The following is a 25,231-nucleotide window of genomic DNA, read 5'->3' as shown; positions in this document are numbered from 1 at the left end:
CCATTATCGTGTACGTCATGCGTACGCCGCTGCGGATCGCCGTCGCCCAGCCGCTCACCCGCTCCGACGACGTCGAGGGCAACGCGGTACGCCACGCCGAGGCCGTACGCGCCGCGTCGGCCCGGGTGGTGGTCTTCCCGGAGATGTCACTGACCGGCTACGAGCTGACCGCCGCGCCGCTGGACCCGGACGATCCCCGGCTCGCACCGCTGCGCGCGGCCTGCGCCGAAACCGGCACCCTGGCGCTGGCCGGGGCGCCGGTGCCCGGGCCGCACATCGGGGTGCTCGCCGTCGACGGCGAGGGCGTGCGGGTGGCGTACCGGAAGATGTGCCTTGGTGGCGCGGAGCCGCGGCACATGCGGCCGGGCCGGGAGCCGGCGGTGCTCGATGTGGACGGCTGGCGGCTGGGGCTTGCCGTGTGCAAGGACACCGGGACGCCGGAGCACGCGGCGGCGACGGTGGCGCTCGGCGCGGACGCCTACCTGGCCGGGGTGCTGGAGTCCGCCGACGACGCGGCGGTGCCGGACGAGCGTGCCCGCCGGGTCGCCGCCGCGCACGGCGTCTGGGTGGTGACGGCCAGCTTCGCCGGCTCGACCGGCGGCGGGTACGCGCGGGCCGCGGGTGGCTCGGGGATCTGGTCACCGGCGGGCGAGCCGGTGGCCCGTGCCGGCACCGGCGCCGGTGAGGTGGTCACCGGGACGTTGCACTGAGGACGGATCGCCTACGCTCGGCGGGATGGCACCGTCGGAGGGCACCGGCCCGGCACCGGCCGGCTTCCCGGTGGCGACCCCACTCGCCACCGGCCGCACCGCCGACGTGTGGCTGCTGCCCGGCGGGCAGGTGCTGCGCCGCTACCGCGACGGTGGCGACGTGCGGGCCGAGGCCGAGGTGATGCGGCACCTGCACCGGGCCGGCTATCCGGTGCCCCGGGTGCACCACGCCGAGGGCGCCGACCTGGTGCTCGACCGGGTCACCGGCCCGACGCTGGTGGAGGCGTTCCACACGGGCGCCGTCACCGCGCGAGCGGGCGCCCGCATGCTGGCCGCGACCGGTCCGGTGGTCATCGACTGGACCGACAGCGCCGAGGGGCCGCCGGCGCTGGACCGGACGACGACAGCGCTGATCCTCGCGGAGGTCGCCGGCGCTCCGGGTCACCCGCTGGCGGCGGCGGCAGGTGAGTTGCTGGCCGCGTACGCCGCCGTCTCCGGGCCGCTCGACCGGCTGGCGGAGGCGGTGCGGCACCGTGCCGCCGGTCACGCGCCCGATCCGGAGCTGCTGCCCGAGGCGGCGGCCCTGGTGACGGAGACGATCCGCGCTGTCGCGCCTCCGGCGGGTCAGCCCTCGTCGGCGCCGCGCAGCCGCTCGTAGCCGTCGAGCAGCTTGCGCAGCGCGGCGGCGGTGACCGCATCGATCTTGTCGTCCTCGGCCGCGTCGTCGATCTTCTCGCGCAGGTCCTCGACCCGCTTGCCCCTGTCCTTCGGCTTGCCCCGATCCAGCTCGGCGGCCTTCTTGCGCAGGTCGGCGGCGGTCTTGCGGTCGATCAGCCCGACCGACTCGGCCCGGTCGAGCAGCTCACCGAACCGGTCGCCGAGCTGACGCAGCGTCACCGGCTCGGACGCCGTCGACGGGGGCGCGGCGCTGCTGGGCTCGGGGGCCGGCCGTTCGGCGGCGCCGGTCGACGGGCCGGCGGTGGGCTCGGCGGCCGGCGGCGTACCGGAGCCGTCACCCCACACCAGCGAGCCGACCACCGCGAGCAGCAGCACCACCGCACCGGCCACCAGCAGCCCGAACAGCCGGTTCGACGAGACCGCCGGACGCGGCGGCGCGACGGGACGCCCCGGCGGGCGGGACGCGGCGACAGAGGGCCGCTCGACGAGCGTGGGCGGGTGCGCCACCGGCGCCACGGTGGGCAGGATCGCCGTCGGCGGGTCCACCGGGCGCCCCGCACCGAGCCGCTCGGCGAGCCGGGCCGCTGTGGGCCGGCGGTCCGGTTCCAGCGCCAGGCAGGCGAGCACCAGGTCGGCGATCTCCGGCGGCAGGCCGGGCACCCGCGGCGGCGGCACCGCCGGCCGGTTGCGCCGCACGTCCAGCACGTCGTCCCAGCTGCGCACCGGCAGCGGGGCCCGGCCGGTGAGGCTGCGGTACAGCAGTACGCCGAGCGCGTACACGTCGCCGGCCGGGTTCGCCGGGCCCGGGTCGAGACGTTCCGGGGCGAAGTAGGCGGGCGTGCCCATCAGCAGCGCGCCGGTCTGCCCGGTGACCGGGTGCGGGCCGGCCGGCGCGGCGATGCCGAAGTCGAGCACCTTCGCGCCGGTCTCGGTGAGCATCACGTTCGCCGGCTTGACGTCGCGGTGCACCACGCCGATCCGGTGCGCCGCGGCCAGCGCCCCGGCCACCTGCCCGGCGGTGCGCACGGCGTCCGGCCAGGCCAACGGACCACCCGCCAGCCGGTCGGCGAGCGTCTGCCCCTCCACCAGCTCCATCACCAGGTACGGAACCACGACGCCGCCGTCCAGCGTCGCCTCGCCGTAGTCGTACACCTGGGTCACGTGCGGATGGGTGAGCCGCGCCGCCGCGCGGGCCTCGCGCTGGATCACCGCCCGCAGTTTCGGGTCGGCGGCGAGCTGCCCGGCGAGGGCCTTGACCGCGACGGGCCGGTGCAGCACCTCGTCGTCGGCCCGCCACACCTCGGACATCCCGCCGAGGCCGATGCGTTCGCGCAGGACGTACCGGTCGTGCAGGCGCAGGGCGGGCGTGAACGGCGACATGATGCCTCCAGTCTGCCCGTGCGGCCCCCCGGCCCGTCAACCGCCTGGCACGCAGCCCCGGGTCAGGGTTTGCGGGCGACCCCGCCGTACATGCTGACGTCGATCACCGACGGGCGCGGCTCCGGCTCGCCGTCGGCACGCCACTCGGCCACCGAGCAGACACCCGGCTCGACCAGTTCCAGCCCGTCGAAGAAGCGGACGAACTCCTCCCGGCTGCGCAGGTTGATCACGCCGTGCGGGCCGCCGCCGCGCGCCGCCGCCTTCGCCTCGACGGCCACGTCGGACGGCAGGTAGTCGTGGGTGGCGTGCGAGGCCGCCAGGTAGCTGCCGGCTGGCAACGCGTCCAGCAGGCGGCCGACGATCGTGTACGGATCCTCGCCGTCCGGCACGAAGTGCAGCACCGCCAGCAGCATCAACGCCACCGGCTGGGACAGTTCGAGCGTGCGGCGCAGATCAGGGTGGGCGAGGATGCGTTCCGGGTCGACGAGGTCCGCGTCCAGGTAGGCGGTGGCGCCCTCGGCGGAGCTGGTGAGCAACGCGCGGGCGTGGGCCAGCACGATCGGGTCGTTGTCGACGTAGACCACCCGGGCGCGCGGGTCGGTCGACTGCGCCACCTCGTGCGTGTTGTCGGCGGTGGGGATGCCGGTGCCGATGTCCAGGAACTGGCGGATGCCCGCCTCGCCGGCCAGGTGGCGCACCGCGCGGCGCAGGAACCGCCGGTTCTCCAGCGCGCTGAGCCGGATGGTCGGGAACCGCGCGGCCATGGCGTCGCCGGAGTCACGGTCGGCCTGGAAGTTGTCCTTCCCGCCGAGCCAGTAGTTGTACCGGCGGGCGGGGTGCGCCACCGTGGTGTCTATCCGGCCGGACTCGGGTGCCGTACCTGGTGCTTCGCTGGTCAAGGCCGCCTCCACGACTCGCGTGCCACCGTCCACTGTCTTCGGTCGCCGATCATGCCACGGCCCGCCATCGAGCCGGTCAGGCCGGGTAGAGCTCGTCGCGCAGGCGGGTCAGCAGCTCCGGCGTCCGCTCCGGCGGCACGGCCTCCACGCACAACCGTTCCATCGCCTCGGCGTAGAAGTCGAGGTCGTCGCGCTTGTCCAGGTAGATCGCGCTGGTGAGCTGCTCGATGTAGACGATGTCGGGCAGGTCGGCGTCGCCGAAGCGCAGGATGCTGAACGCACCACTGGCCGCCGCGTGCCCGCCGGCGGCGAACGGAACGATCTGCAACCGCACATGCGGGCCGGAGGTCGCCTCGATCAGCGCGTCCATCTGCTCCCGCATCACCGCCGCGCCGCCGATCGGGCGACGCAGCACCGCCTCGTCGAGTACCGCCCACAACTGCGGCGGGTTCGCGCGCCGCAGCAGATCCTTGCGCTGCATCCGCAGCTCCACCCGCCGGTCCAGCTCCGCCACCGACGCGCCGCGGTGGCCGAGCAGGATCACCTCCCGGGCGTACGCGGCGGTCTGCAGCAGGCCGGGCACGAACTGCACCTCGTAGGTGCGGATCATCGCGGCGGCCGCCTCCAGGCCCAGATAGGACTGGAACCAGGGCGGGAGCACGTCGCCGTAGCGGTGCCACCAGCCCGGGTTGTTCGCGTCCTGCGCCAGCTTGAGCAGCGCGGCGCGGTCCTCCGGGGCGGTGACGCCGTAGAGCGTGAGCAGGTCGGCCACGTCGCGCTCCTTGAAGCCGACCCGGCCGAGCTCCATCCGGCTGATCTTCGACTCCGACGAGCGGATCTCCCAGCCGGCGGTCTCGCGGCTGACCCCGGCACTCTCCCGCAGCCGGCGCAACTGCCCGCCGAGCAACATGCGCAGCACTGTCGGACCGCTTGTCGGACCACCCTCGACGGGCACCGTCGCCACCTGACCGCCCTCGCATCCCGGCCGCACCGGCCGGGCACCCTCCCGGCCGACGAGTAAGCATGCCATGAACCGACAGTGAGGTGAACTCCTCCGTACGGACGGAGTCAGTCCCGTGTACGGGACGGCGGGATGAGGTGGTCGAAGTCGCCGTCGCGGGCGCCGAGCACGAACGCGGCGATCTCGTCCACCGTGTAGATGAGTGCCGGCCCTTCGGGGTGCCGCGAGTTGCGGACCGCGATGCCGCCACCACCGGGCAGCTCGGCCAGTTCGACGCAGTTGCCGCTGGGGTTGCTGCGACGGCTCTTCAACCAGCGCATCGGTGGCAACTCGGTCACGGGCACGCCGTTCGGGGGTTGCTGCATGGGCGTCCTTCGGGAATGAGCCAGCCGAGGCCGCGGGGAGGGGCGGTGGGTGGCGACGTCTGTCGACTGAGGAGTGAGATGCACGTGCATCTGCTATTGCATCTGCAATGGACAGAGAGCATGATAACCGAAATACGGTGTGCCGGTTCGCTCACGTACGGTGACCCGAGCCCGGCCCCGGGGATGCCGCTTCGCGCGGCTACGGGACTGCGGTGAGGAGGACGCGTTGGCGGATCCGATGACCATCGCCTCCGGCATCTCCGCGGCGGGCGCGCTCGTCTCCGCCTGGCAGTTGCGCCGCCGCGCCCTACGCGCCGAAGCCGAGATCGAGCTGCTCCAGGCCGAGCTGGCCGCCGAGCGGCACGCCGCCAGCCACGACCCGCTCACCGGGCTGCCAAACCGCCGCGCGTTCTTCCGCCTGGCCGCCGCCCTGCTCACCGACCCGGCCGGTCAGCCCCTCGTCGCGGTCGTGCTCGACCTGGACAACTTCAAGCAGGTGAACGACCGCTACGGGCACGCCGCCGGAGATCAGGTGCTGGTCAGCGTGGCACAACGGCTGGCCGCGTTCGCCGGCAACAACCCGGTCGCCCGCCTCGGCGGCGACGAGTTCGCCGGCCTGCTGGCCAGCCCGACGGCGGACCGCTGGTGGATCGAGCACGCCACCCGGCGGCTCTGTGAGGCGCTCGCCGCGCCGATCCCGCTGGGGGCGCGCAGCATCCAGGTCACCGCCTCGGTCGGGCTCGCGCCCGTGCACTGCCCCACGCAGCTCACCGACGCGCTCTGCCGCGCCGACGCGGCCATGTACGAGGCGAAGACGCTCGGCGCCGCCCGCCCGACCCGCCAGCTCGTCGCGGAGTGCTGACCCGGGCCCTACCCGGTGGTCAGCGCCAGCCGTAGCCGGCGCGCAACGCCGCACCGACCCGGTCGAACCGGGGCCGGTCCAGCACCGCACCCTCGCGGCGGATGCCGTCCTCGCGCATGGTGAGCACCCGGTCCAGGCGTACCCAGCTCGGCCGCTTGTCCCGGTCCCACTCCCCCGGGCCGAGCGCCAGCCAGTGCCGCTGGCCGTCCCGGTCGCTCTGGCTCGACAGCATCAGCCCGAACAGCGTGCGGCTGTGCCGGCCCACCACCAGCACCGGGCGGTCCTTGCCCTGACGCGGGTCGTCCTCGTACGGCACCCACGTCCAGACGATCTCGCCCGGGTCGGCCTGCCCGTCCGGCTCCGGGGCGTACGACAGTTCGCGGCGCTGCAACGCGTTGACCTGGCGGCGGCGCGCGACCTGCGCCGGGATCGGCCCGCCGGTGCGGGCGGGGGCGGGCGCCACCCGGGTGATCCGGCCGAGCTTCGACGCCACGTTCTTCAACAGACCTGCCACGGCGGGCAGCCTATCGGGCGGGGTGCGTCCGCTACCGGCGAGGTGGCCCGCGTCGTCGACACCGGCTGAGTGGGATCGGCGCCGGGCGGCGCACCCGGGCGTCCCCCGCGCTGGGCGATGTTAATAAGGGGCCCTTCTACTACCGGAGGCGTTAACAGGGGGCCCTTCCTTACTCTCTAACCGTGGAGTTGCCCGACGATCTGCCGCTGTTCGAGCGCAGCGCGGTACGGCTGGTGGTGCTCGACGCCGCCGACCGTCTGCTGCTGTTCCACACCCGCGACCCGGACCACCCGGACCTCGGCGTGTGGTGGGAGCTACCCGGCGGCGGGCTGGACCCGGGCGAGACGTACCGGGAAACGGCGGTCCGCGAACTCCGCGAGGAGACCGGCATCGCCATCGGCCCGGACGAGGTGGGCGCTCCCACCTGGCGGCGGCGGGCCAGCTTCCGGCACCGGCAGCGCCGGCACCTCCAGGACGAGGTGGTCGTGACGGTACGGCTGCCCGGCCCCGGACCGGACGTGGACGAGGCGCTGCGGCTGGACTACGAGGTGGAGGACTACTTCGGGTTCCGCTGGTGGCCGCTGGCCGAGGTGCTCGCCGAGCGGCCGCGCTGCTATCCCGGGCGGCTGCCCGAACTGCTGCCCGCGTTCCTGGCCGGCGCGGAGATCGACGAACCGTTCGAGCTGTGGTCCTGACACGGGGGGTCCCGGCGGGCACAGTGGAGCGGTGACTCCACTGCGCGCACCCCTGGCCCGTTACGCCGAGCGGCTGCACCGCGCCGCCGGTGACACCCACCACGTCGCCTCGCCGCTGGGCGCCTGGCTGCTGCTGGCGCTGACCGGCCCGGCCGCCACCGGCGACGCCCGCGCGGCGCTGGCCGAGGCACTGGGCGTCGACCCGGACGACGCCGCCGCCGAGGCCCGGGCGCTGCTCGCCGCGCCGCACCCGATGGTCGCCGCGGCCACCGCGCTGTGGGAACTCGCCCCGGCGGCGGAGCTGGACGCCTGGCGGGCCGCCCTGCCGGAGAACACCGAACGTGGTGCGCTGCCCGACCAGGCGGCGCTCGACGCCTGGGCGCGGGAGCGTACCGGCGGGCTGATCGACCGCTTTCCGGTCGACGTCGGCCCGGACACGCTGCTGATCCTGGCCAGCGCGCTGGCGACCCGGGTGTCGTGGGCCGACCCGTTCGACACCGCCCCGGGCACGGAGCTGGGCACGGGCAGCGCCTGGTCCGGCCGGCTGAGCCGGGTGCTGCGTACGCCCCCGTTCGGGCACCGCTGCTGGCTGGCTGCCACCGGCCGGGCCGGTGACGTGGCGGTGCACGCGGTGCCGGCCCGCACCGGCGACGACGGCGCCGGCATGCTCGTGGTGTCGGTGGCTGCCGCGCCCGAGGTGCCGGCCGCCGAGGTGCTGGCCGCCGCGCAGGAGCTGGCGAGCACCGCCGCGCTCGTTCCGGACTCCATGCCGGACCGCCGGCCGCTGTTCGACCTGCCGCTTGGCGAGACGCCGCTGTGGACGGTGCGGGAGAAGCCGATCCGCACGTTCGCGGCGGACGGCCGGGAGGAACGCGCCACGGCGGTGCTGCCCTGCTGGTCGGCGCGGAGCCGGCACGATCTGACCGCGCCCGGGATCGGCTTCGACGCGGCGGCCCGGGCGCTCGGCGAGCTGCTGGGCCTGGCCGCGCCGGGTTTCGACGCCGCGCAGTCCGCAGTGGCCCGGTTCGGCCGCTACGGCTTCGAGGCCGCCGCGGTGACCGCGTTCGGCATGGTGGCCGGCATGCCGCCGGAGGGTGTCGCCCGCGTCGCCGAGCTGCGGTTCGGTCACCCGTACGCGGTGGTGGCGGTGACCACCGACCCGGCCGGCGGGCCGTGGGACGGCCTGCCCGTCTACTCCGCGTGGGTGGCCGACCCGGAGGAGCTGCCCGCCGACGACGCCGGATAGACGGCGAGCGCGCTCGCGAGCTGGTCCAGTCCCAGCGAACCGAGTTCCAGCGCCCGGTTGTGGAACGCGCGCCGGTCGCCCGGGAAGGCCGCGCGGCCGTCGCGCCACACCCGCTCCCCCACCTTGTAGGTCAGCGCCTGCCCGGGCCGGCCCAGGTACCGGGCCAGTTCCAGTGGTGCGTAGGGCCCCTGGTGGCAGCGGTCGCGCAGCAGGTCCAGCGCGGCGTCCGGCGTCCACGGCGTGCTGCCGGACGGCATCGGCAGGCGCAGGTGCAGGCCGATGTCGAGCACCACCCGGGCCGCCCGCAGCAGTTGCATGAACAGGTGGCCCAGCCGGGTGCCCGGCTGCTCGTAGAATCCGAGTTCGTCCATGAGCCGCTCGGCGTACAGGGCCCAGCCCTCCTGGGCGCCGGAGAGCCCGCCGAGCAGGTTCAGCCGCTGCCCGGGGCCACCCCGGCACGCCTCCGAGCCGAGGTGCAGGTGGTGGCCGGGGACGCCCTCGTGGTACGCGGTGCTGTACGCCCACCAGGTCGAGAAGCGCTCCTGCCCGTCGGGCAGCAGCCACGAGACCCGGCCCGGCCGGGTCAGGTCCCGCGACGGCCCGATGTAGGCGGTGCCGCCGGACGTGGTGACCCGTGACTCGATGCGCCGCAGCGGCGCGGGGATGTCGAAGTGGACGCCGTGCAGCCGCTCGGTGGTGGCCTCCAGCAGCTCCTGGAGCCAGGCGGCGAACTCGTCCCGGCTGCGCAGGACGCCCGGCGCGTCGGGGCGGTCGAGCCGTTCCCGCACCTCGGGCACGGTGCCGCCCAGGGCCTTCGCCTCCGCGACGATGTCCGCCTCGATCGCGGTGAACTCGTCCCAGCCCCACGCGTACAGCTCGCGCAGGTCCGGTTCCGCGCCGAGAAAGGCCCGCACCCAGAGGGCGTACCGCGCCGGGCCGAACGCCTCGTCGTCGTGCGCCCGGGGCGCCAGGTCCGCGGCGAGCGTCGCGGCGAATCTCCGGTACGCCTCCCGCGCGTCCTGCGCCGCCGCCTGCAACGAGGCGCACTGCGGGCCGTCGCCGTACCGCTTCACCAGGGCGATGTCGTCGTCGAGCCAGGCGCGGCAGCGCCGCGTCACCAGTTCCACCTGACGCCGCGCCGGCAGGTGGCCGCGCGCGGCGGCGAGCAGGAGGCTCTGGCCGTACCCGTCGAGTGCGGCCGGGATCGCGGCCTGGCGCGCGCCGACGCGGGCCCATCCGTCCTCGTAGGCCGTGCCCCCGGCGTCGCGGCCCGGCACCGCGGACTCGACGCACTGGCGGATGAGCTGGAGCGGGCCGGTGGCCGCCACGTGCAGTTCCCGCAGGTCCTCCCCGGCGTCGTGGAAGGCGATCCGGGCGCGCAGCCGTTCGGCGAGGTGGGCGTGCAGCGGGGTCGCGGGCAGCGTCTCGATCCGGCGCAGGGCGCGGGCGGCGAGATCGGCGCGGGCCTGGTGACCGTCCGGGCTGTAGTCGGTGAGCCCGTCGACGTCCTGTTCACCGGCCTCGACCACGGCGGCGCACGGATCGAGGCGCCCCGTCTCCCGCAGCAGCGCATCGATGACGTCGTCGCTCACCACACCGATGCTAGCCCCGGTGATCAAGGAGTTCGTGCCGCCCGGAAGGCCCGGAACGGACACGAACTCCTTGATCAACCAGGTGGGCGGCGGGGTCAGACCGAGGCGAGTTCCTTCTTCTCGGCCTTGGCGGCCAGGCGCTTCTCCCGCTCCTGGGCGCCGATCAGGTCGTCCGGCAGGGAGTCCTCCACCTCCAGGTCGAACCGGCGCAGCAGCCGGATCGCGAACCCGCCGAGCGTGACGAGGATCAGCGCCGCGCCGAAGCAGATGTACGCGAAGCCGATGCCCCGGCCCGGCCCGGTGCCGATCACCGCGCCCACCGAACCGGCCAGCGCCCCGCCCGGGGCGAGCATCGGCTCGAACAGCGCGGTGGCGCCCGGCGCGAGCAGCGCGAACCCGATCGGCAGCGTCGACCAGGAGATGGTCTGGTTGAGGCTGAACACCCGGCCGTGGAAGCGCTGCGGCACCTTCACCTGGACGATCGTCGCGTAGATCGACTGCGCGGTGGTCATCGACATGGCCAGCCAGCAGAAGCCGACGCAGATCATCGCCACCGACGCGTCCAGGCCGATCAGCACGCAGCCGATGGCGGTGCCCAGGTTGCCGATCAGCACACCGATCATGCGGCGCTTGCGCGGACCGCCCCACAGCGACATGAGCACGCCGCCGAGCACCGCGCCGACCGCCTCGGCCAGCGCCACCTGCGCCACCTGCGTCGGGCTGCCGAACGACAGCACCAGCGGCGTGATGAGCACCAGCGCGGGCGCCAGGAAGATGTTGCCCAGCGCGAAGTAGCCGAGCATCAGCCGGAACCCGCGGTGCCGCCAGGAGTAGCGCATGCCGTTGGCGATGGCCACCAGCAGGCGCTCCTTGGGCCGCCAGCCCAGCGCGTCCGGGAAGCGGACCACGGCGAGGGTGAGCACCGCGAACACGTAGCTGGCCACGTCGACCAGCAGGATGCCCTTCAGCTCGATGGTGGCGAGCAGACCGGCCGCGAACGCCGGCATGAGCAGCGTGGCCACACCGGTGGAGAGCTGGGTGATGCCCATGGCGTGCCCGAGGTAGCGCTTGGGCACCAGCTGCGGCACCGCCGACTGGAACGCGATCCGCTGGAACGAACCGGCCACCGAACTCAGCGCCACCAGCATGTAGATGTGCCAGAGCACCAGGTTGTCGGTCCACAGCAGGACGGCAAGCACCAGCTGCACCGAGCCGGCGAAGCAGCTCGCCGTCATCATGATCCGGCGCCGGCTGACCCGGTCGACCAGCGCGCCGGCCACCGGCAGCATGAGCACACCGCAGATCAGCGCGAGCGCCCAGAGCAGGCCGAGGTTCGCCACCGAACCGGTGCGGTTGAACAACCAGATCGGCAGCGCGAACGCGGTCAGCGCGGAACCGGTGCTGGAGATGAGCTGGCCGGTCGTGATGGCCATGAACCGGCCCATGCTCGGCTTGACCGTCTTGGTGGGCTTGCGGTCCTCCCCCACCCGCAGCGTGTCGGCCACCACCCAGCCGGCGTCCTCACCGCGGGCCTCCGGCGTCAGCGCGCCGACGTCCCCGGCGGCCACCGCCGGGTGCACCTGGGTGACGATCTCGGCCAGTTCCTCGGCCCGGTACTTGAGGAAGAAGTGCCCGGCCTGGTCGAGCACGACGAGGCCGAGCGTGTCGCTGAGGAACTGCCACTCGGCGTACCGCTCGCGGTAGTAGTCGGTCACCGGGTCCTCGGAGCCGACCACCGAGATGATCGGCGTACGGAGCTTCGTCGCCTGCTGGTCCAGCAGCCGGGTGAAGTACTCCTCCGAGGCGCGGGAGTCGGCCCGCATGTTGCTGATGATCCGGTCGGCCTGCTCCGGCTCCAGCTCGTCGGTGTCCACACCCATCGACTTGAGCCAGCTCGCCGAGTGCCTGTTGCTGCTGAGCCGCTCCAGGCGGTCGCGCAGCGCCGCGATCACGCCCTTCGGGCGGGCGAACGGGAACATCGCGCCGATGTACACGGCCTCCAGCTCCCGGCCGGCCGCCTCCACCTTGCGGGCCACGTCGGCGAGGATGGCGCTGCCCACGCCGCAGTGGCCGTACAGCGCGATCGGCCCCTCGACCCGCTCCAGGATCTCGTCGGCGACCCGGCTGGTCAGCTCGTCGAACGGCAGCGCGTCCTCGCTGAGACCCACGTCGTGGCCGGGGATCGCCAGCGACCACAGCCCGTACCCGGCCGGCAGCGCGTCGGCCAGCGGCTGGTAGACGATGGCGCTGCCGCCGCCGTACGGGACGCAGACGTACGTCAGCACCCGCTTGCCCGCCGGGATCGGCTTTGTCAGCTCGTAGAGCAGCCGGCGCGGCCCCGCCTGGTCGGCGTCGCCGGAGATGAACGCGGCGAGGTCCCGGATGGTGCGCTGCTGGAACAGGTCCATCACGCCGACCGCCCGGCCGCCCAGCTCCGCCTTGCGGATCCTGGCGACGACCTGGGTGGCGAGCATCGAGTGCCCGCCCAGGTCGAAGAAGTCGTCGTCGATGCCGAGCGTGTCCACGCCCAGCACCTCGGACCAGATCGCGGCCAGCGCCCGCTCGGTGTCGTCGCGCGGCTCGACGAGCGCCACCGACGCCTCGCGGGTGACCACCGGCGCCGGTAGCGCCTTGCGGTCCAGCTTGCCGTTCGGGGTCAGCGGCAGCGCGTCGAGCGTGACGAACGCGGCCGGCACCATGTACTCCGGCAGCGTGTCCTTCAGCGCCGCCTTCAGCGCGGCGTGCTCGGCCTCGCCGACCAGGTACGCGGTGAGCCGCTTGTCGCCCGGGCTGTCCTCGCGGACGATCACCGTGGCCTCGGTGACGCCGGGCTGCTCGCGCAGCGCGCTCTCGATCTCGCCCAGCTCGATGCGCAGGCCGCGCAGCTTGACCTGGTGGTCGATGCGGCCCAGAAACTCGATCACCCCGGCGCCGTCCGGGCCGACGACCCAGCGGGCCAGGTCGCCGGTGCGGTAGAGGCGGGCGCCCGGCTCGAAGGAGTTCGGGTCCGGGACGAACTTCTCCGCCGTCAGCGCCGGCCGGCGGTGGTAGCCGCGGGCCAGCCCGACGCCGCCGATGTGCAGCTCACCGGCCACCCCGACCGGGCACTGCGCGCCGGACGGGTCGAGCACGTGCAGCCGCAGGTTGGCGATCGGCGCGCCGATCGGCACGCTCGTCACCTCGGCGAGCCGCCCCGGCTCGCAGGCCCAGGCGGTCACGTCGATGGCCGCCTCGGTCGGGCCGTACAGGTTGTGCAGGCCGCACCAGGGCAGCCGGGCGGTGAAGTCGGCCGCCGAGGCCAGCGGCAGCTCCTCGCCGGAGCAGATCACCCGGCGCAGCGCGGTGGCCGCCTCCACGCCGTCCTCGGCGAGGAAGACGGTCAGCATCGACGGGACGAAGTGGGCGGTGGTGATCCGCTCGGACACCAGCAGGTCACGCAGGTAGCCGGCGTCCTTGTGGCCGCCCGGCTTGGCCAGCACCAGGCGGGCGCCGGTGCGCAGCGGCCAGAAGAACTCCCACACCGACACGTCGAAGCTCGCCGGGGTCTTCTGCAGCACCGCGTCGTCGGCGCCGAGGCCGTACGTCTTCTGCATCCAGTCGAGCCGGTTGACGATGCCCCGGTGCGTGTTCGGCACGCCCTTCGGGCGGCCGGTGGACCCGGAGGTGTAGATGACGTACGCCAGGTTCTCCGGACCGGCGGCGGGCGCCGGGTCGGTCTCGGGCTGACCGGCCCAGACCGTGGCGTCGTCGAGTTCGAGCACCGTGGCGCCGGTGTCCGGCAGCACGTCGCGCAGGTGCGACTGGACCAGCACCACCGGCGCGTCCGCGTCGCCGACCATGAACGCGAGCCGGTCGGCCGGGTACTCCGGATCCAGCGGCAGGTACGCGCCGCCGGCCTTGAGCACGCCGAGCAGGCCGGCGACCAGTTCCACGGAGCGTTCCGCGCAGACCCCGACCAGGGTCTCCGGGCCGACGCCCGCCGCGCGCAGCCGGTGCGCGACGCGGTTGGCCTGCGCGTTCAGCTCGGCGTACGTGCGGCTGTGCCCGTCGATGGTGACCGCTACCGCGTCCGGGGTGACCGCGGCACGCCGCTCGATCGGGCCGTGCAGCGTCTCGTCGCGCGGGAAGTCCGCCGCGGTGTCGTTCCAGGCGGCCAGCAGCTCCCGCTCGGCGGCGGGCAGCAGCGGCAGCCGCGACACCGGGGTGTCGGGCGCGGCGACCACCGCGTCCAGCAGGGCGGTCCACCGCTGCGCCATCCGCTCCACGGTGGCCCGGTCGAACAGGTCGGTGTTGAAGACCAGCTTGCCCCAGAGCCCGTCGACGGTCTCCACCGCGTGCAGCTCGAAGTCGAACCGGGTGGCCCGCAACTCCATCGGGGTCCAGGAGAACGTGACCTCGTCGGTGCGGGACACGCCACGGAAGCGGCCCATCTCGTAGTTCTGCAGCACGAACATCGTCTGGAACACCGGGGAGCGGCTGACGTCACGCGGCAGGCCCAGCTCGTGGACCACCTTGGCGAACGGCACCTCGCCGTGCTCGAACCCGTCGAGCACGGTACGGCGGGTGCGCTCCAGCAGCTCGGCGAACGTCGGGTCGCCGGCCAGGTCGGCGCGCAGCGGCAGCATGTTGATGAACATGCCGACGACGTTCTCCAGCTCCGGCGCGGACCGGCCGGCCACCGACGCGCCGATGGCGAAGTCGTCCTGGCCTGCGTGCCGGGCCAGCAGCACCTGGTACGCGGCGAGCAGCGTCATGAACAGCGTGCCGCCGCTGTCGCGGGTGAGCGCGTTGAGCGCCTCGGTGGCGGCCGGGTCGAGCTGGAACTCGACGAAGTCACCACGGTAGGTCTGGGTGGCCGGGCGGGCCCGGTCCAGCGGCAGCTCCAGCGGGGTGATGCCGGCCAGCCGCTGCTTCCAGTAGTCGACGTGCGCGCGGGCCTGCGGGCCGTCCAGCTCCTGCGCCTCCCAGACGGCGAAGTCGCCGTACTGGATCGGCAGGGCGGGCGGCTCACCGCCCCGGTAGAGCGTGATCAGGTCGCGCAGCAGCACGTCCACCGACCAGCCGTCGCCGACGATGTGGTGCTGGGCGAGGAACAGCACGTGGTCGTCGGCGGCGAGCCGGATCAGCAGGGCCCGCAGCAGCGGCCCGTTCGCCAGGTCGAACGGCTCGGCCGCCGCCGCGTCGACGAGCGCCTGCGCGGCCGCCTCGTCGGGTGCGTCCACCACAGTGAGCGGCACGTCGGCGGTGTCCGCGACGACCACTGTGGGACGGCCGTCGGCGTCGGCCGGGAAGCGGGTGCGCTGCGACTCGTGCCGCTCGGCGAGCCCGGTCAGCGCGGCGCGCAGCGCGTCCACGTCGAGCGGCCCGCGTACCCGCAGCGGCACCGCGATGTGGTACGCCGCCTCGCCCGGGGCGAGCTGGTCCATGAACCAGACCCGCTCCTGGGCGTACGACAGCGGCACCTCGGCGCCGGACGGGCGGGGGGTGATCCGGGCCGCGGGGGCGGTCTGGCGGGCGCGTAGCCGTCGGGCGATCAGCGCCTGCCGGGCCGCCTCGCGGGCCGGATCCTTCAGGTCGGTCATCAGTTGGTTCCCTCTTCCGCCGCGAGCAGCGCGGCGACCTCGGTGTCGGAGAGCCCGTCGAGTTCGGCGGCGATCCGCGCCTCGATCTGGGCGGCCAGGTCCGCCACCACGGGGCTGCTGAACAGCGCCCGCATGGGCAGGTCGACGTCCACCTCCGCGCGGATCCGGGCCATCGCCCGCATGCCGCGCAGCGAGTTGCCGCCGAGGGCGAAGAAGTCGTCCAGGGCGCCGACCTTCTCCACCTGGAGGATGTCGGCGTACACCTCCGAGACCAGGGCCTCGGCCTCGGTGCGGGGCGCGACGAAGCTGTCCTGCGCCGGTTCGGCCGCCGCCGGGGCGGGCAGCGCGGCGCGGTCCAGCTTGCCGTTCGGCGTCAGCGGCAGCGCGTCCAGCCGGACCAGGGCGGCCGGCACCAGGTGCGCGGGCAGCTCGCGGGCCAGTTCGGCGCGGACCGAGTCCTCGTGGGCCGGGCCCACCAGGTAGCCGACGAGCATCGGCTCACCGCCGTCGGTGCGGACCGCCGCGGCGGCGGCGCGCACGTCCGGGTGGGCCAGCAGCGCGGCCTCCACCTCGCCCAGCTCGATCCGCATGCCGCGCACCTTGACCTGGTCGTCGCGGCGGCCCAGGTAGTCGAGTGTGCCGTCGGCGCGCCAGCGGGCCAGGTCGCCGGTGGCGTACATCCGGGCGCCGGGCGGGCCGTACGGGCAGGGCAGGAACCGTTCGGCGGTCAGGCCGGGCCGGTCGTGGTAGCCGCGGGCGAGCTGGGTGCCGGTGACGTACAGCTCCCCCACCACGCCCGGCGGCACCGGCCGCAGCGCGGCGTCGAGCAGCAGCGCCCTGGTGTTCCAGGTGGGCGTGCCGATCGGCACCGGACCGGCCGGGACCGGCTCGCCGGGAGCGATCCGGGCCGCGACGCAGCCCACAGTGGCCTCGGTCGGGCCGTACTCGTTGACGACCGCCACGTCGGGGTGCGCGGCCCGCCAGGTGGCGAGCTGCTCCCCGGTCAGCGCCTCGCCGCCGATCACCAGGTCGGCGGTGGGCGACAGCTCGCCGTCGAGCAGCGGCAGGTGGCTCGGCGTGACCTTGAGGAAGGCCGGCCGGCCACCGGCGCGGGCGGCCGGGTCGTCGATCGCGGCGAGCCGTACCGTGCCGCCGGCGGTGAGCGTGCCGAGCAGGCCGGTGACGGTGAGGTCGAACGACACCGGCGAGTGCAGCAGCGCCACCCCGGCCAGGCCCGGGTAGGTGGCGCGGGCCCAGGCCAGATATGCGGTCACCGCCCGGTGCTCGACCACCACGCCCTTCGGGCGGCCGGTGGAGCCGGAGGTGTAGAGCACGTACGCCGGGTGCTCCGGGCGCAGCGGCGTGACCCGGTCGGCGTCGGTGAGGTCGTCGCCGGGCTGGTCGGAGCCGACCTCGCCGTCGAGCACCAGCGCGTCGCCGGGCACCAGGGCGGCGGTGTCCGGCGCGGTCACCACCAGCGCGGGCGCGGCGTCCGCCAGGAGGTACGCGATCCGGCCGGCCGGGTACGCGGTGTCCACCGGCACGTACGCGGCGCCGGCCTTGAGCACCGCGAGCATCGCCACGACGAGGTCGCAGGAGCGGGGCAGTGCCAGCGCGACCCGGGTCTCCGGGCCGGCGCCGCGCGCCACGAGCAGCCGGGCCAGCCGGTTCGCGGCGGTGTTCAGCTCGCCGTAGCCGAGCGTCACGCCGTCGCAGACCAGCGCCGCCGCGTCCGGGGTGGCGGCGGCCTGCCGCTGCACCTCGTCGACCACAGTGGTGACCGGCACGTCGTGGGCGGTGTCGTTCCAGGCTTCGAGCACCCGGTCCCGCTCGGTGTCGGTGAGCAGCGGCAGCGCGCCGACCGTACGCTCCGGCTCGGCGACGGCGGCGGCGAGCAGCCGCACGTAGCGGCTGACCACGGTCTCGGCCGTGGCCCGGTCGAACAGCTCGGTGCGGTACACCAGGCGGCAGTCGCCGGTGGTGATGTCGAAGGCCAGGTCGTCCTTCGTGGTGCCCAGCTCCACCGGGTCGAGGCCGGAGTCCGGGATCCAGTTCAGCGCGGTCTGGAAGATCGGCTGCACCGACGGGTCACGCTGCGGGTCGACCGCCTCGACGATCTTCTGGAACGGCGTCTGCCCGTGCTCCATCGCGTCGATCAGGCCGTTGCGGACCCGGCCGAGCAGCGCCGCGAACGCCGGGTCGCCGGAGACGTCGCAGCGCAGCGCCACCGGGTTGACGAACATGCCGATCAGCGGCGCCAGCTCCGGGTTGTCCCGGCCCGCGGTGGAGACGCCGACCACCACGTCGGTGTCGCCGGAGATCCGCGACAGCAGCGCCGCGAATCCGGCCAGCAGCACCATGTACGGGGTGGCCTGCGCGCCGGTGGCCAGCGCGCCGACGCGGTCCAGCAGCCCGTCGGGCAGCGTGAAGCGCACCTCGTCACCGGCGAAGCCGAGCTGGGCCGGGCGGGGCCGGTCCAGCGGCAGTCCGGTGACCGCCGGCGCGCCGGCCAGGTGACCGGTCCAGAAGGCGAGCTGCCGGTCCAGCTCCCCGCCGGTGAGCTGCTGGCGCTGCCAGACCGCGAAGTCGGCGTACTGGATGGGCAGCTCGGGCACGGCGGGCTCGGCGCCGGTGCGCGCGGCCTCGCAGAACGCGACCAGCTCGGCGTGGAACAGCACCGCCGAGTGGCTGTCGAAGACGGCGTGGTGCACCACGAACGCCAGTGCCAGCCCTTCGGTCATGCGGATCAGCCGGGCCCGCCACAGCGGTGCCGCGTCCAGCGGGATCGGCGTGCGGGCCATCTCGCCGCGGATGCGCTCGAACTCGGCCCGTTGCTCACCGGCCGGCAGGTGGGTGATGTCGGTGACGGGCAGCGGCGCCGGTTCGTGGGCGCGCACGACCTGCACCAGCGCGCCGTCGTCGGTCCGCAGGTGGGTACGCAGCGCCTCGTGCCGGGCGACGACCCGGTTGACCACGTCACCTGCCGTGCCGGCGTCCACGCCGGCCGGGAACAGCCACGGGAAGGACACGTTGAACACCGGCGAGCCGGCGTCGAGCTGGTTGGCCATCCACACCCGCTCCTGGGCGTAGGAGGCCGGGAAGGTCCACTCCTGGCTCGTGCTCATGAGAGGGCCTCGCGCACCGAGCGGGGACGCATGTCGGTCCAGACCTCGTCGACGTGGGCCAGGCACTCCTCGCGGCTGCCGGCGAAGCCGGTGTCGTGCCAGCCGGCGGGCAGGTCCCGGTCGGCCGACCAGATCGAGTACTGCTCCTCGTCGTTGCGGACGACCAGGAATCGGGGTTCGGCCATGTCAGTTCGCTCCAGCGGTCTCGGGGGTGTACGGCTCGGCCATCGCCACGGCGATCTTGCGGGGACCGGTGAACGGTTCCCGGCCGTGCGCGGCGGTCATGTTGTCCACCACCAGCACGTCGTCGCGCTGGTAGTCGAAGCGGACGGTGGCGGCCCGGTAGGCGGCGCGCAGGTGGTCCATGACGTCGGCGGGGATCTCGCCGCCGTCGCCGTAGTAGGTGTTCGACGGCAGCCCGTCGGCGCCGAACATGGCCAGCAGCCCCTCCTGGTAGTCAGTCGGCAGGGTGCTGAGGTGGAAGAAGGTGGCGTGGTTGAACCAGCGCGGCGTGTCCGACCCGGGCCGGTGGTGCACCACGTCGCGGACCGCGCGGGTACGCAGGCCGTCCTTGCCGACCCACTCCACGGTGATCCCGTTGTCCGCCGCGTACGCCTCGACCTCGGTGCGGCTCTCGGTGTTGAACACCTCCTGCCAGCGGGTGCCGAAGTCGCCGTGGAAGTTGCGCACCAGCATCCACCGACGGCGGACGAACTCCTCGCGCACCGCCGGGTCGATCAGCTCGTACACCCGGCGCACGTCGGCCAGCGGCGTGGCCCCCTGGGTGTCCGGCGGTGTGACGCAGTAGAAGAACAGCGTCAGCGGCCAGCGCGCCTGGTACGAGTTCTCGTTGTGCAGGAAGATCTCCTCGTCCGGCGGGTAGTCGGTCGAGGTGTAGACCCGGCCCTTGATGGAGTGCCGGGGCGAGGAGCGCTCGGTGTAGGTCAGCGGCTCGCCGGCGAGCGCGCGGACGGCCTGGTCGAAGCCGTCCACGCCGCCCACGTCGAAGCCGCGGAACAGCAGCCCTCCACTGGCGACGAGGGTGTCCCGCAGCTCGGCGCGCCGGGCCGCGATCAGGTCGGTCAGCGCCCGGCCGTCGCTCTCGACGACGACCGGCAGCGTCGCGGTTGTCTCGCTCATGGTGCGGTGTCTCCTTGGTCGGGGGTGTCAGCCGCGGGGCAGCCGCGGGATGGCCGGGATGGCAGCCGGGGCGGCCGGCGCGTCGGCGGGCGCCTCGGCGCGCAGCTCCTCGATCCGGGCGGCCAGGCCGGCCACAGTGGGGGTCTCGAAGAGGCTGCGCATCGGCAGCCGCACGCCTGTCGCCTTGCGCATGGCGGCGATGAGCTGCACGGCGACAAGCGAGTTGCCGCCCAGGGCGAAGAAGTCGTCGTCCACGCCGACGTCGGTGACGCCGAGACCGTCGCGCCACACCTGGGCGATGGTCTTCTCCAGCTCGGTGCCGGGCGCGGCCGAGCCGCCGCCGGTGGCCGCCGCCGTGCCGGCCGGCGCGTCGGTCTCCTCGGCGATGCTGTCGGTGGTGACCCGGGCCGCGCGGCGCCGGATGTCGGCCACGGTGCGGGTGGTGATCACCACCTGGGCGCCGAGACCGGCGGAGAGGCTGCGGCGGAACGCCTCCGCACCGTCGACCGGGCGGATGTCCTCGGTGACCGGGGCCGGGGCGTCACCGCCCGCCGCCGGGGCCTCGGCCAGGTTGCCGGTGACCGCGTTCTGGTCGACCCGGCGCAGCACGAAGTCGCTGACCGCTACCAGCTCCCGCCCGTCCGGGTCGCGCAGCGACAGGTCGGCGGCGACCACCTCGTCGGTGGCTGCGGGCCGGTGCCGCAGGTGACTGTGGAACGTCGCCGGCAGCGCGCCGCGCACCACGATCCGGCCGTACGACAGCGGCAGGTAGGTGCCGGAGCCCTGCCCCCGGCCGAACGCGGTGGCCACGTCCAGCAGCGCCGGGTGCATCCCCCAGGAGGGCAGGTCGCCGAGCGCGGCGGCGGGCGCCTGCACCCTCGCCAGTTCCTCGCCGTCGGCGAGGTGATGCTCGGCCAGCGCCGCCCAGCGTGGCCCGAAGGTGAGCATGCTGGTGCGTCCCCGGCCGAACGAGGCGTCGTCGTCGACCCGCCGCCCGGCCACCGCGGGCACGACGGCCGGCGGGGCCGCCTCGGTGGTCCACCCGGCGCTGCCGCGCACGTGGGTGCGGGCCTGCCCGGCGGCGAGGCTGGCGACCGTGAAGTCGGTGCCGTCCTCGGTCCGGGTCAGCTCCACCCGGTACTGGGCCACCGTGCCGTCCGGCACCGAGAACGGCTCCAGGAACACCACGTCGCGCAGCTCCACCGCGGCGTCCGGCCCCGGCGCGGGCAGCGCGGCCACCACGGCGGCGCGTACCGACTCCAGGTGGGCGGTGCCCGGCACCACCGGCACCCCGCCGATCCGGTGCTCGTCGAGCAGCCAGTGGGTGTCGGCCGAGACCAGGCCGTGCAGCACCGTGCCGTCCGGGCCGGCGACCATCGTGGTGAGCACCGGGTGGGCGACCGCAGTGGTGACGGTGTCGCGCCCGGCGGCCCGGAACGCAGCCGGCGCGGCGGTCTCCACCGCCATGCCGACCTCGGCCCAGCCGCCCCAGTTCTGCGACACCACAGGTGCGCGGAACCCGGTGCCGGAGCGCGCGAAGGCGTCCAGGAAGTTGTTCGCGGCGCAGTAGTCGACCTGGCCGAAGCCGCCGATCACCGCGGTGATCGAGGAGCAGAGCACGACGAAGTCCAGCGGCAGGTCGCCGAAGACCCGGGCCAGCGCGAGGGTGCCGGCCAGCTTCGGGGCCAGCACACGCCGCGCCTCGTCGCGCTCCTTCACCTCGGCCATGCCGCCACCGGGCAGACCGGCGGCGTGCACGATGCCGTCCAGCCCGCCGAAGCGGCGCTCCGCCTCCTCGCGGACCCGGCGCAGGTCGTCCGCGTCGGTCACGTCGGCGGCGAGCACCAGCACCTCGGCGCCGGCGGCCTCCATCCGGCGGATCGCCGCGATGGCCCGCCCGGCCCGGTCGGCGCCGCCGTGCACAGCCAGGTGCGCGTCCCACTCCTCGCGCCCGGGCAGCCCGGAACGGGCCAGCAGCACCAGCTTGGCGCGGGCCCGGCGGGCGAAGTCCTCGGCGAGGGTGACGCCGATGCCGCCGAGACCGCCGGTGATCAGGTAGCGGCCCTCCTCGCGCAGCACGCCCGGCTCGTCCTCGGCGCCCACTGTGACCTGCTCGTAGCCGGCCAGCCAGCGGCGGTCGCCGCGCAGCGCCACCTCCGGGTGCTCGGCGTCGACCGGGCTGCGCAGCTCGGCCACCAGGGCGGCGACGCCGCGCGCGGACGGGTCGGTGTCGAGCAGCCGCACGGTCAGGCCGGGCAGCTCGGCCGGGAGCACCCGGGCCAGGCCGGCCAGCGTGGCGTGCTCGGGGCGGGTCAGGTCGTCGCCGCGTACGTCGCCGACGCCGGTGGTGACCAGGTCCAGGCGTACGCCCGCCTCGTCGGCCGTCACACCGGCGCCGGCCAGCGCCTGCACCAGGTGCAGCGCGCCGAAGAAGCCGCGCTCCTGCGCCGCCCAGGCGGCCGCCGTGTCGATGCCGGCCGGCTCACCGTCGAGCGCGAACGCGTGCACGATCCGCCGGGGCAGGTCCGCGCCGAGCGCGGCGACCAGTTCCTCGGCGTCGGCGCGGACGCCGGGGCGCAGCCGGAAGCCGTTCGCGGTGACGGTGAACGCCTCACCGGCGCGTACCTCGACCGGGTCGTCGCCGGCGGCGCGCAACGCGGCCACGAGCGCGTCCCCGCGCGGGCCGTCGGCCAGCACCAGGCAGCGGCCCAGCGGCTCGGCGGTGCGGGCCGGGGCGGCCTGCCGCCACACCGGCACCGCGAACCACTCCGGCAGCGGGCGGGGGCCGGTCTCGGCGGGCGCCGCCGCCAGCTCCTGCTCCGGGTCCGGGTCGATCCAGTAGCGGCGCCGCTCGAACGGGTACGTCGGCAGCGGCACCCGCCGCGCGTGCGGGTCGGCCGGGAGGCTCACCGGCACCCCGGCGCACCAGAGCGCGCCGGCCGTGCCGAGCAGCGCGGCCAGATCGCCGGTCTGGTCGCCGGGGCCGGGCAGGCTGCCCAGCGGGGTCAGCGCGCGCTGCGCCTCGCCGGCCTTGGCGACCTGCATCCGGGCCAGGTTGGCCAGCTGCCGCCCGGGGCCGCACTCGACCAGCGCCCAGGTGCCCTCGGCGAGCAGCGTGGCCACGCACGCGCCGAAGCGGACCGGACGGCGCAGGTGCGCGGCCCAGTACGCCGGGTCGGTGGCCTGCGCCTCGGTGATCCAGGTGCCCGTCACGTTCGACACGAACGGCACCGCCGGGGCGCGCAGCGGCACGGTGGCCATCAGCGCGGTGAACTCGTCCAGGATCGGGTCCATCATCGGCGAGTGGAACGCGTGCGAGGTGCGCAGCACCTTCGACTTGTTCTTGCCGCCGAGGCTCGCCGCGAACTCCTCCACCAGCGCCGTCTCGCCGGCCACCACGCAGGTGCCGGGGCCGTTGACCGTGGCCACCGACAGGCCCTCGGGCAGCCTGCCGGTCACCTCCGACTCGTCGAGCGTGACCGCCAGCATCGAACCGGCCGGCAGGGAGTGCATGAGCCGGCCCCGGGCGGCCACCACGCGCAGCGCGTCGGCGAGGTCGAACACCCCGGCCACAGTCGCGGCGACGTACTCGCCGATGGAGTGGCCGATCATCGCGGCCGGGGCCACCCCGGCGGCCCGCCAGGCGGCGGCGAGCGCGTACTCGACAGTGAACAGGGCGGGCTGGGTGTAGCGGGTCTCCGTGAGCTTGTCCGCCGCCTCCGGGTCGCGGCCCAGGATCAGGTCGCGGATGTCCAGGCCCAGTTCCGGGCGGAGCAGGTCGGCGCACTGGTCGACGGCGGCGGCGTACGCGCTGTCCTGCGCGTACAGCTCGGCGCCCATCCCGGCGTACTGCGAGCCCTGGCCGCTGAACAGGAACGCCACCCGGGGCGCGGGGCCCTCGGCGACGCCCCGGTGACCCTTGCGCCGCTCGCGCAGCACGGCGGCGGCGGACGCCGGGTCACCGGCGACGACAGCGGCGCGGTGGGCGTACGCCTGGCGGCCGACCCGCAGCGTGTGCGCCACGTCGGCCAGCGCGACGTCGCCGCCGCTGTCCAGGTGGTCGGCGAGCCGCCGCACGGCGGTGTCCAGCGCGGTCGGGGTCTTCGCCGACACCTGGAGCAGGTGCGCCGGGCGGACCGGCGGCTCCTGCCGACCGGCGGCCGGGGCCTCCTGGAGCACCACGTGCGCGTTGGTGCCGCCGATGCCGAAGGAGCTGACGCCGGCGCGGCGCGGCCCGCCGTCGGTGTCCCACTTGGTCAGCGTGTTCGCCACGTAGAACGGGGTGTCGGCGAAGTCGATGGCCGGGTTCGGGCTCTCGTAGTTGATGGTCGGCGGGATCAGCCCGTGCTCCATCGCCAGCACCGTCTTGATCACGCTGACGATGCCGGAGGGCTGGCTGAGGTGGCCGATGTTCGACTTCACCGAGCCGATGCCGCACCAGCCGCGCTCGTCGGTGTCCTTCGTGTAGACGGCGGACAGCGCGGCGACCTCGATCGGGTCGCCGAGCGCGGTGCCGGTGCCGTGCGCCTCGACGTAGCTGATGCTGCGCGGGTCGACGCCGGCCAGCGCGACGGCCTGGGCGATGGCCTCCATCTGCCCGTCGATGCTGGGGGCGGTGAAGCCGACCTTCCCGGCGCCGTCGTTGTTGATGGCGTTGCCGAGCACCACCGCGCGGATGGTGTCGCCGTCGGCGATCGCGTCGGAGAGCCGCTTGAGCAGCGTCACGCCGACCCCGCTGCCCCACACCGTGCCGTTCGCTCCGGCGTCGAACGGCCGGCACCGCCCGTCCGGCGAGGTGAAGCCGTCCATGCCGAGGTAGCCGACGTGCGGCAGCTCGATGTTGACGCCACCCGCGAGGGCCATGTCGCACTCGCCGTTGCGCAGCGCCTCACAGGCCAGGTGGAACGCCACCAGCGAGGTGGAGCAGGCGGTGTGCACGGTGAGACTGGGGCCGCGCAGGTCCAGCCGGTACGACACGTTCGTGGCCACGTAGTTCGGCGAGTTGCCGGTGGCCAGCGAGACCGCGCCGTGCGGGTTCCCGCCGACCCGCTTGTTGCGGTACACGTTGCGGTGCAGGTACGTGTTGCCGCCGGTGCCGGCGTAGACGCCCACCGCGCCGTCGTAGCGGCCCGGGTCGTAGCCGGCGTCCTGCAGCGCCGTGTAGCAGGTCTCCAGGAACAGCCGGTGCTGCGGGTCGGTGATCTCGGCCTCGCGGGCGGTCATCCCGAACAGCCCGGCGTCGAACTCGTCGTAGCCGTCCACCAGCGGGGCGCGGTTGACCCAGCCCGGGTCGTCGACCTCCTGCGGCTGGGCGCCGCGGGCGAGCTGCTCCTCGCGGGTCAGCTCGGTCGTCGACTCCACGCCGTCGACCAGGTTGCGCCAGAACTCGTCGACGTCGGCCGCGCCGGGCAGCCGGGCGGCGAGCCCGACGATCGCGATGGGCTCGACGCCGTCGTCGGCGGGAATGTCGTTCTGCATGGGG

At 74.6% G+C, this 25,231-nt stretch carries 16 protein-coding genes; 5 read left to right on the top strand and 11 right to left on the bottom strand.

What is annotated here, in order from left to right; all coding sequences use genetic code 11:
- The first annotated feature begins 17 nt into the window (after positions 1 to 17).
- Positions 18 to 710, top strand: a complete 693-nt coding sequence (locus AB0D28_RS09720; protein WP_357384044.1) for a carbon-nitrogen hydrolase family protein — start codon at positions 18 to 20, stop codon at positions 708 to 710.
- A 25-nt stretch (positions 711 to 735) separates the two neighbouring features.
- Positions 736 to 1,368, top strand: a complete 633-nt coding sequence (locus tag AB0D28_RS09715) for a phosphotransferase (RefSeq protein ID WP_357384042.1) — start codon at positions 736 to 738, stop codon at positions 1,366 to 1,368.
- Here the strand turns inward: AB0D28_RS09715 and AB0D28_RS09710 are convergent.
- From AB0D28_RS09710 to AB0D28_RS09695, 4 genes are all read right to left on the bottom strand, one after another.
- Positions 1,335 to 2,768, bottom strand: a complete 1,434-nt coding sequence (locus AB0D28_RS09710) for a protein kinase (RefSeq protein WP_357384040.1) — start codon at positions 2,766 to 2,768, stop codon at positions 1,335 to 1,337. The genes AB0D28_RS09715 and AB0D28_RS09710 overlap by 34 nt on opposite strands.
- Before the next feature lie 62 nt (positions 2,769 to 2,830).
- Positions 2,831 to 3,667: an SAM-dependent methyltransferase gene (locus AB0D28_RS09705; protein ID WP_357384038.1), complete on the bottom strand. Its 837-nt coding sequence runs from the start codon at positions 3,665 to 3,667 to the stop codon at positions 2,831 to 2,833.
- Between the two features lie 76 nt (positions 3,668 to 3,743).
- Positions 3,744 to 4,631, bottom strand: a complete 888-nt coding sequence (locus AB0D28_RS09700) for a helix-turn-helix transcriptional regulator (protein ID WP_357384281.1) — start codon at positions 4,629 to 4,631, stop codon at positions 3,744 to 3,746.
- Positions 4,632 to 4,735: 104 nt separating this feature from the next.
- Positions 4,736 to 4,993, bottom strand: a complete 258-nt coding sequence (locus AB0D28_RS09695) for a DUF397 domain-containing protein (RefSeq protein ID WP_013285958.1) — start codon at positions 4,991 to 4,993, stop codon at positions 4,736 to 4,738.
- Between the two features lie 226 nt (positions 4,994 to 5,219).
- Here AB0D28_RS09695 and AB0D28_RS09690 point away from each other — a divergent pair, with 226 nt between their 5' ends.
- On the top strand, positions 5,220 to 5,855 hold the full coding sequence (locus AB0D28_RS09690) for a GGDEF domain-containing protein (protein WP_357384036.1): 636 nt from the start codon (positions 5,220 to 5,222) through the stop codon (positions 5,853 to 5,855).
- A 19-nt stretch (positions 5,856 to 5,874) separates the two neighbouring features.
- On the opposite strand, the gene AB0D28_RS09685 is transcribed toward AB0D28_RS09690, so the two are convergent.
- Positions 5,875 to 6,369: a type II toxin-antitoxin system PemK/MazF family toxin gene (locus AB0D28_RS09685; RefSeq protein WP_357384034.1), complete on the bottom strand. Its 495-nt coding sequence runs from the start codon at positions 6,367 to 6,369 to the stop codon at positions 5,875 to 5,877.
- 182 nt (positions 6,370 to 6,551) lie between these two features.
- Here AB0D28_RS09685 and AB0D28_RS09680 point away from each other — a divergent pair, with 182 nt between their 5' ends.
- Entirely contained in the window at positions 6,552 to 7,064 is a 513-nt protein-coding gene (locus tag AB0D28_RS09680) for an NUDIX domain-containing protein (RefSeq protein ID WP_357384031.1), read from the top strand.
- Positions 7,065 to 7,095: 31 nt separating this feature from the next.
- Positions 7,096 to 8,310: a hypothetical protein gene (locus tag AB0D28_RS09675; RefSeq protein WP_357384029.1), complete on the top strand. Its 1,215-nt coding sequence runs from the start codon at positions 7,096 to 7,098 to the stop codon at positions 8,308 to 8,310.
- Here the strand turns inward: AB0D28_RS09675 and AB0D28_RS09670 are convergent.
- The 6 genes from AB0D28_RS09670 to AB0D28_RS09645 all read right to left on the bottom strand — a co-directional run bounded on the left by AB0D28_RS09670 (position 8,256) and on the right by AB0D28_RS09645 (position 25,227).
- Positions 8,256 to 9,902, bottom strand: a complete 1,647-nt coding sequence (locus AB0D28_RS09670; protein ID WP_357384027.1) for a DUF885 domain-containing protein — start codon at positions 9,900 to 9,902, stop codon at positions 8,256 to 8,258. The two genes, AB0D28_RS09675 and AB0D28_RS09670, sit on opposite strands and share 55 nt — an antisense overlap.
- Before the next feature lie 95 nt (positions 9,903 to 9,997).
- A complete protein-coding gene (locus tag AB0D28_RS09665) occupies positions 9,998 to 15,484 on the bottom strand; it encodes an amino acid adenylation domain-containing protein (protein ID WP_357384025.1) in 5,487 nt (1,828 codons plus the stop codon).
- The gene (locus AB0D28_RS09660; RefSeq protein ID WP_357384023.1) at positions 15,484 to 18,609 is read right to left on the bottom strand and encodes an amino acid adenylation domain-containing protein; all 3,126 of its coding nucleotides are present in this window, start codon (positions 18,607 to 18,609) and stop codon (positions 15,484 to 15,486) included. The genes AB0D28_RS09665 and AB0D28_RS09660 overlap by 1 nt, the downstream gene beginning before the upstream one ends.
- The gene (locus AB0D28_RS09655; protein ID WP_013285950.1) at positions 18,606 to 18,794 is read right to left on the bottom strand and encodes an MbtH family NRPS accessory protein; all 189 of its coding nucleotides are present in this window, start codon (positions 18,792 to 18,794) and stop codon (positions 18,606 to 18,608) included. Before AB0D28_RS09655 ends, AB0D28_RS09660 begins: the two co-directional genes overlap by 4 nt.
- A gap of 1 nt (position 18,795) precedes the next feature.
- Complete coding sequence (locus tag AB0D28_RS09650) at positions 18,796 to 19,749, bottom strand: TauD/TfdA family dioxygenase (protein WP_357384021.1); 954 nt, start codon at positions 19,747 to 19,749, stop codon at positions 18,796 to 18,798.
- 27 nt (positions 19,750 to 19,776) lie between these two features.
- On the bottom strand, positions 19,777 to 25,227 hold the full coding sequence (locus AB0D28_RS09645) for an SDR family NAD(P)-dependent oxidoreductase (RefSeq protein ID WP_357384019.1): 5,451 nt from the start codon (positions 25,225 to 25,227) through the stop codon (positions 19,777 to 19,779).
- Positions 25,228 to 25,231: the final 4 nt, after the last annotated feature.

Origin of the sequence: Micromonospora sp. NPDC048169 (assembly GCF_040652815.1) — a bacterium.
Classification (GTDB): Bacteria; Actinomycetota; Actinomycetes; order Mycobacteriales; family Micromonosporaceae; genus Micromonospora.
The sequence above is the reverse complement of the archived record's forward strand: the minus strand, read 5'-3'. Positions and strand labels throughout refer to the sequence as shown.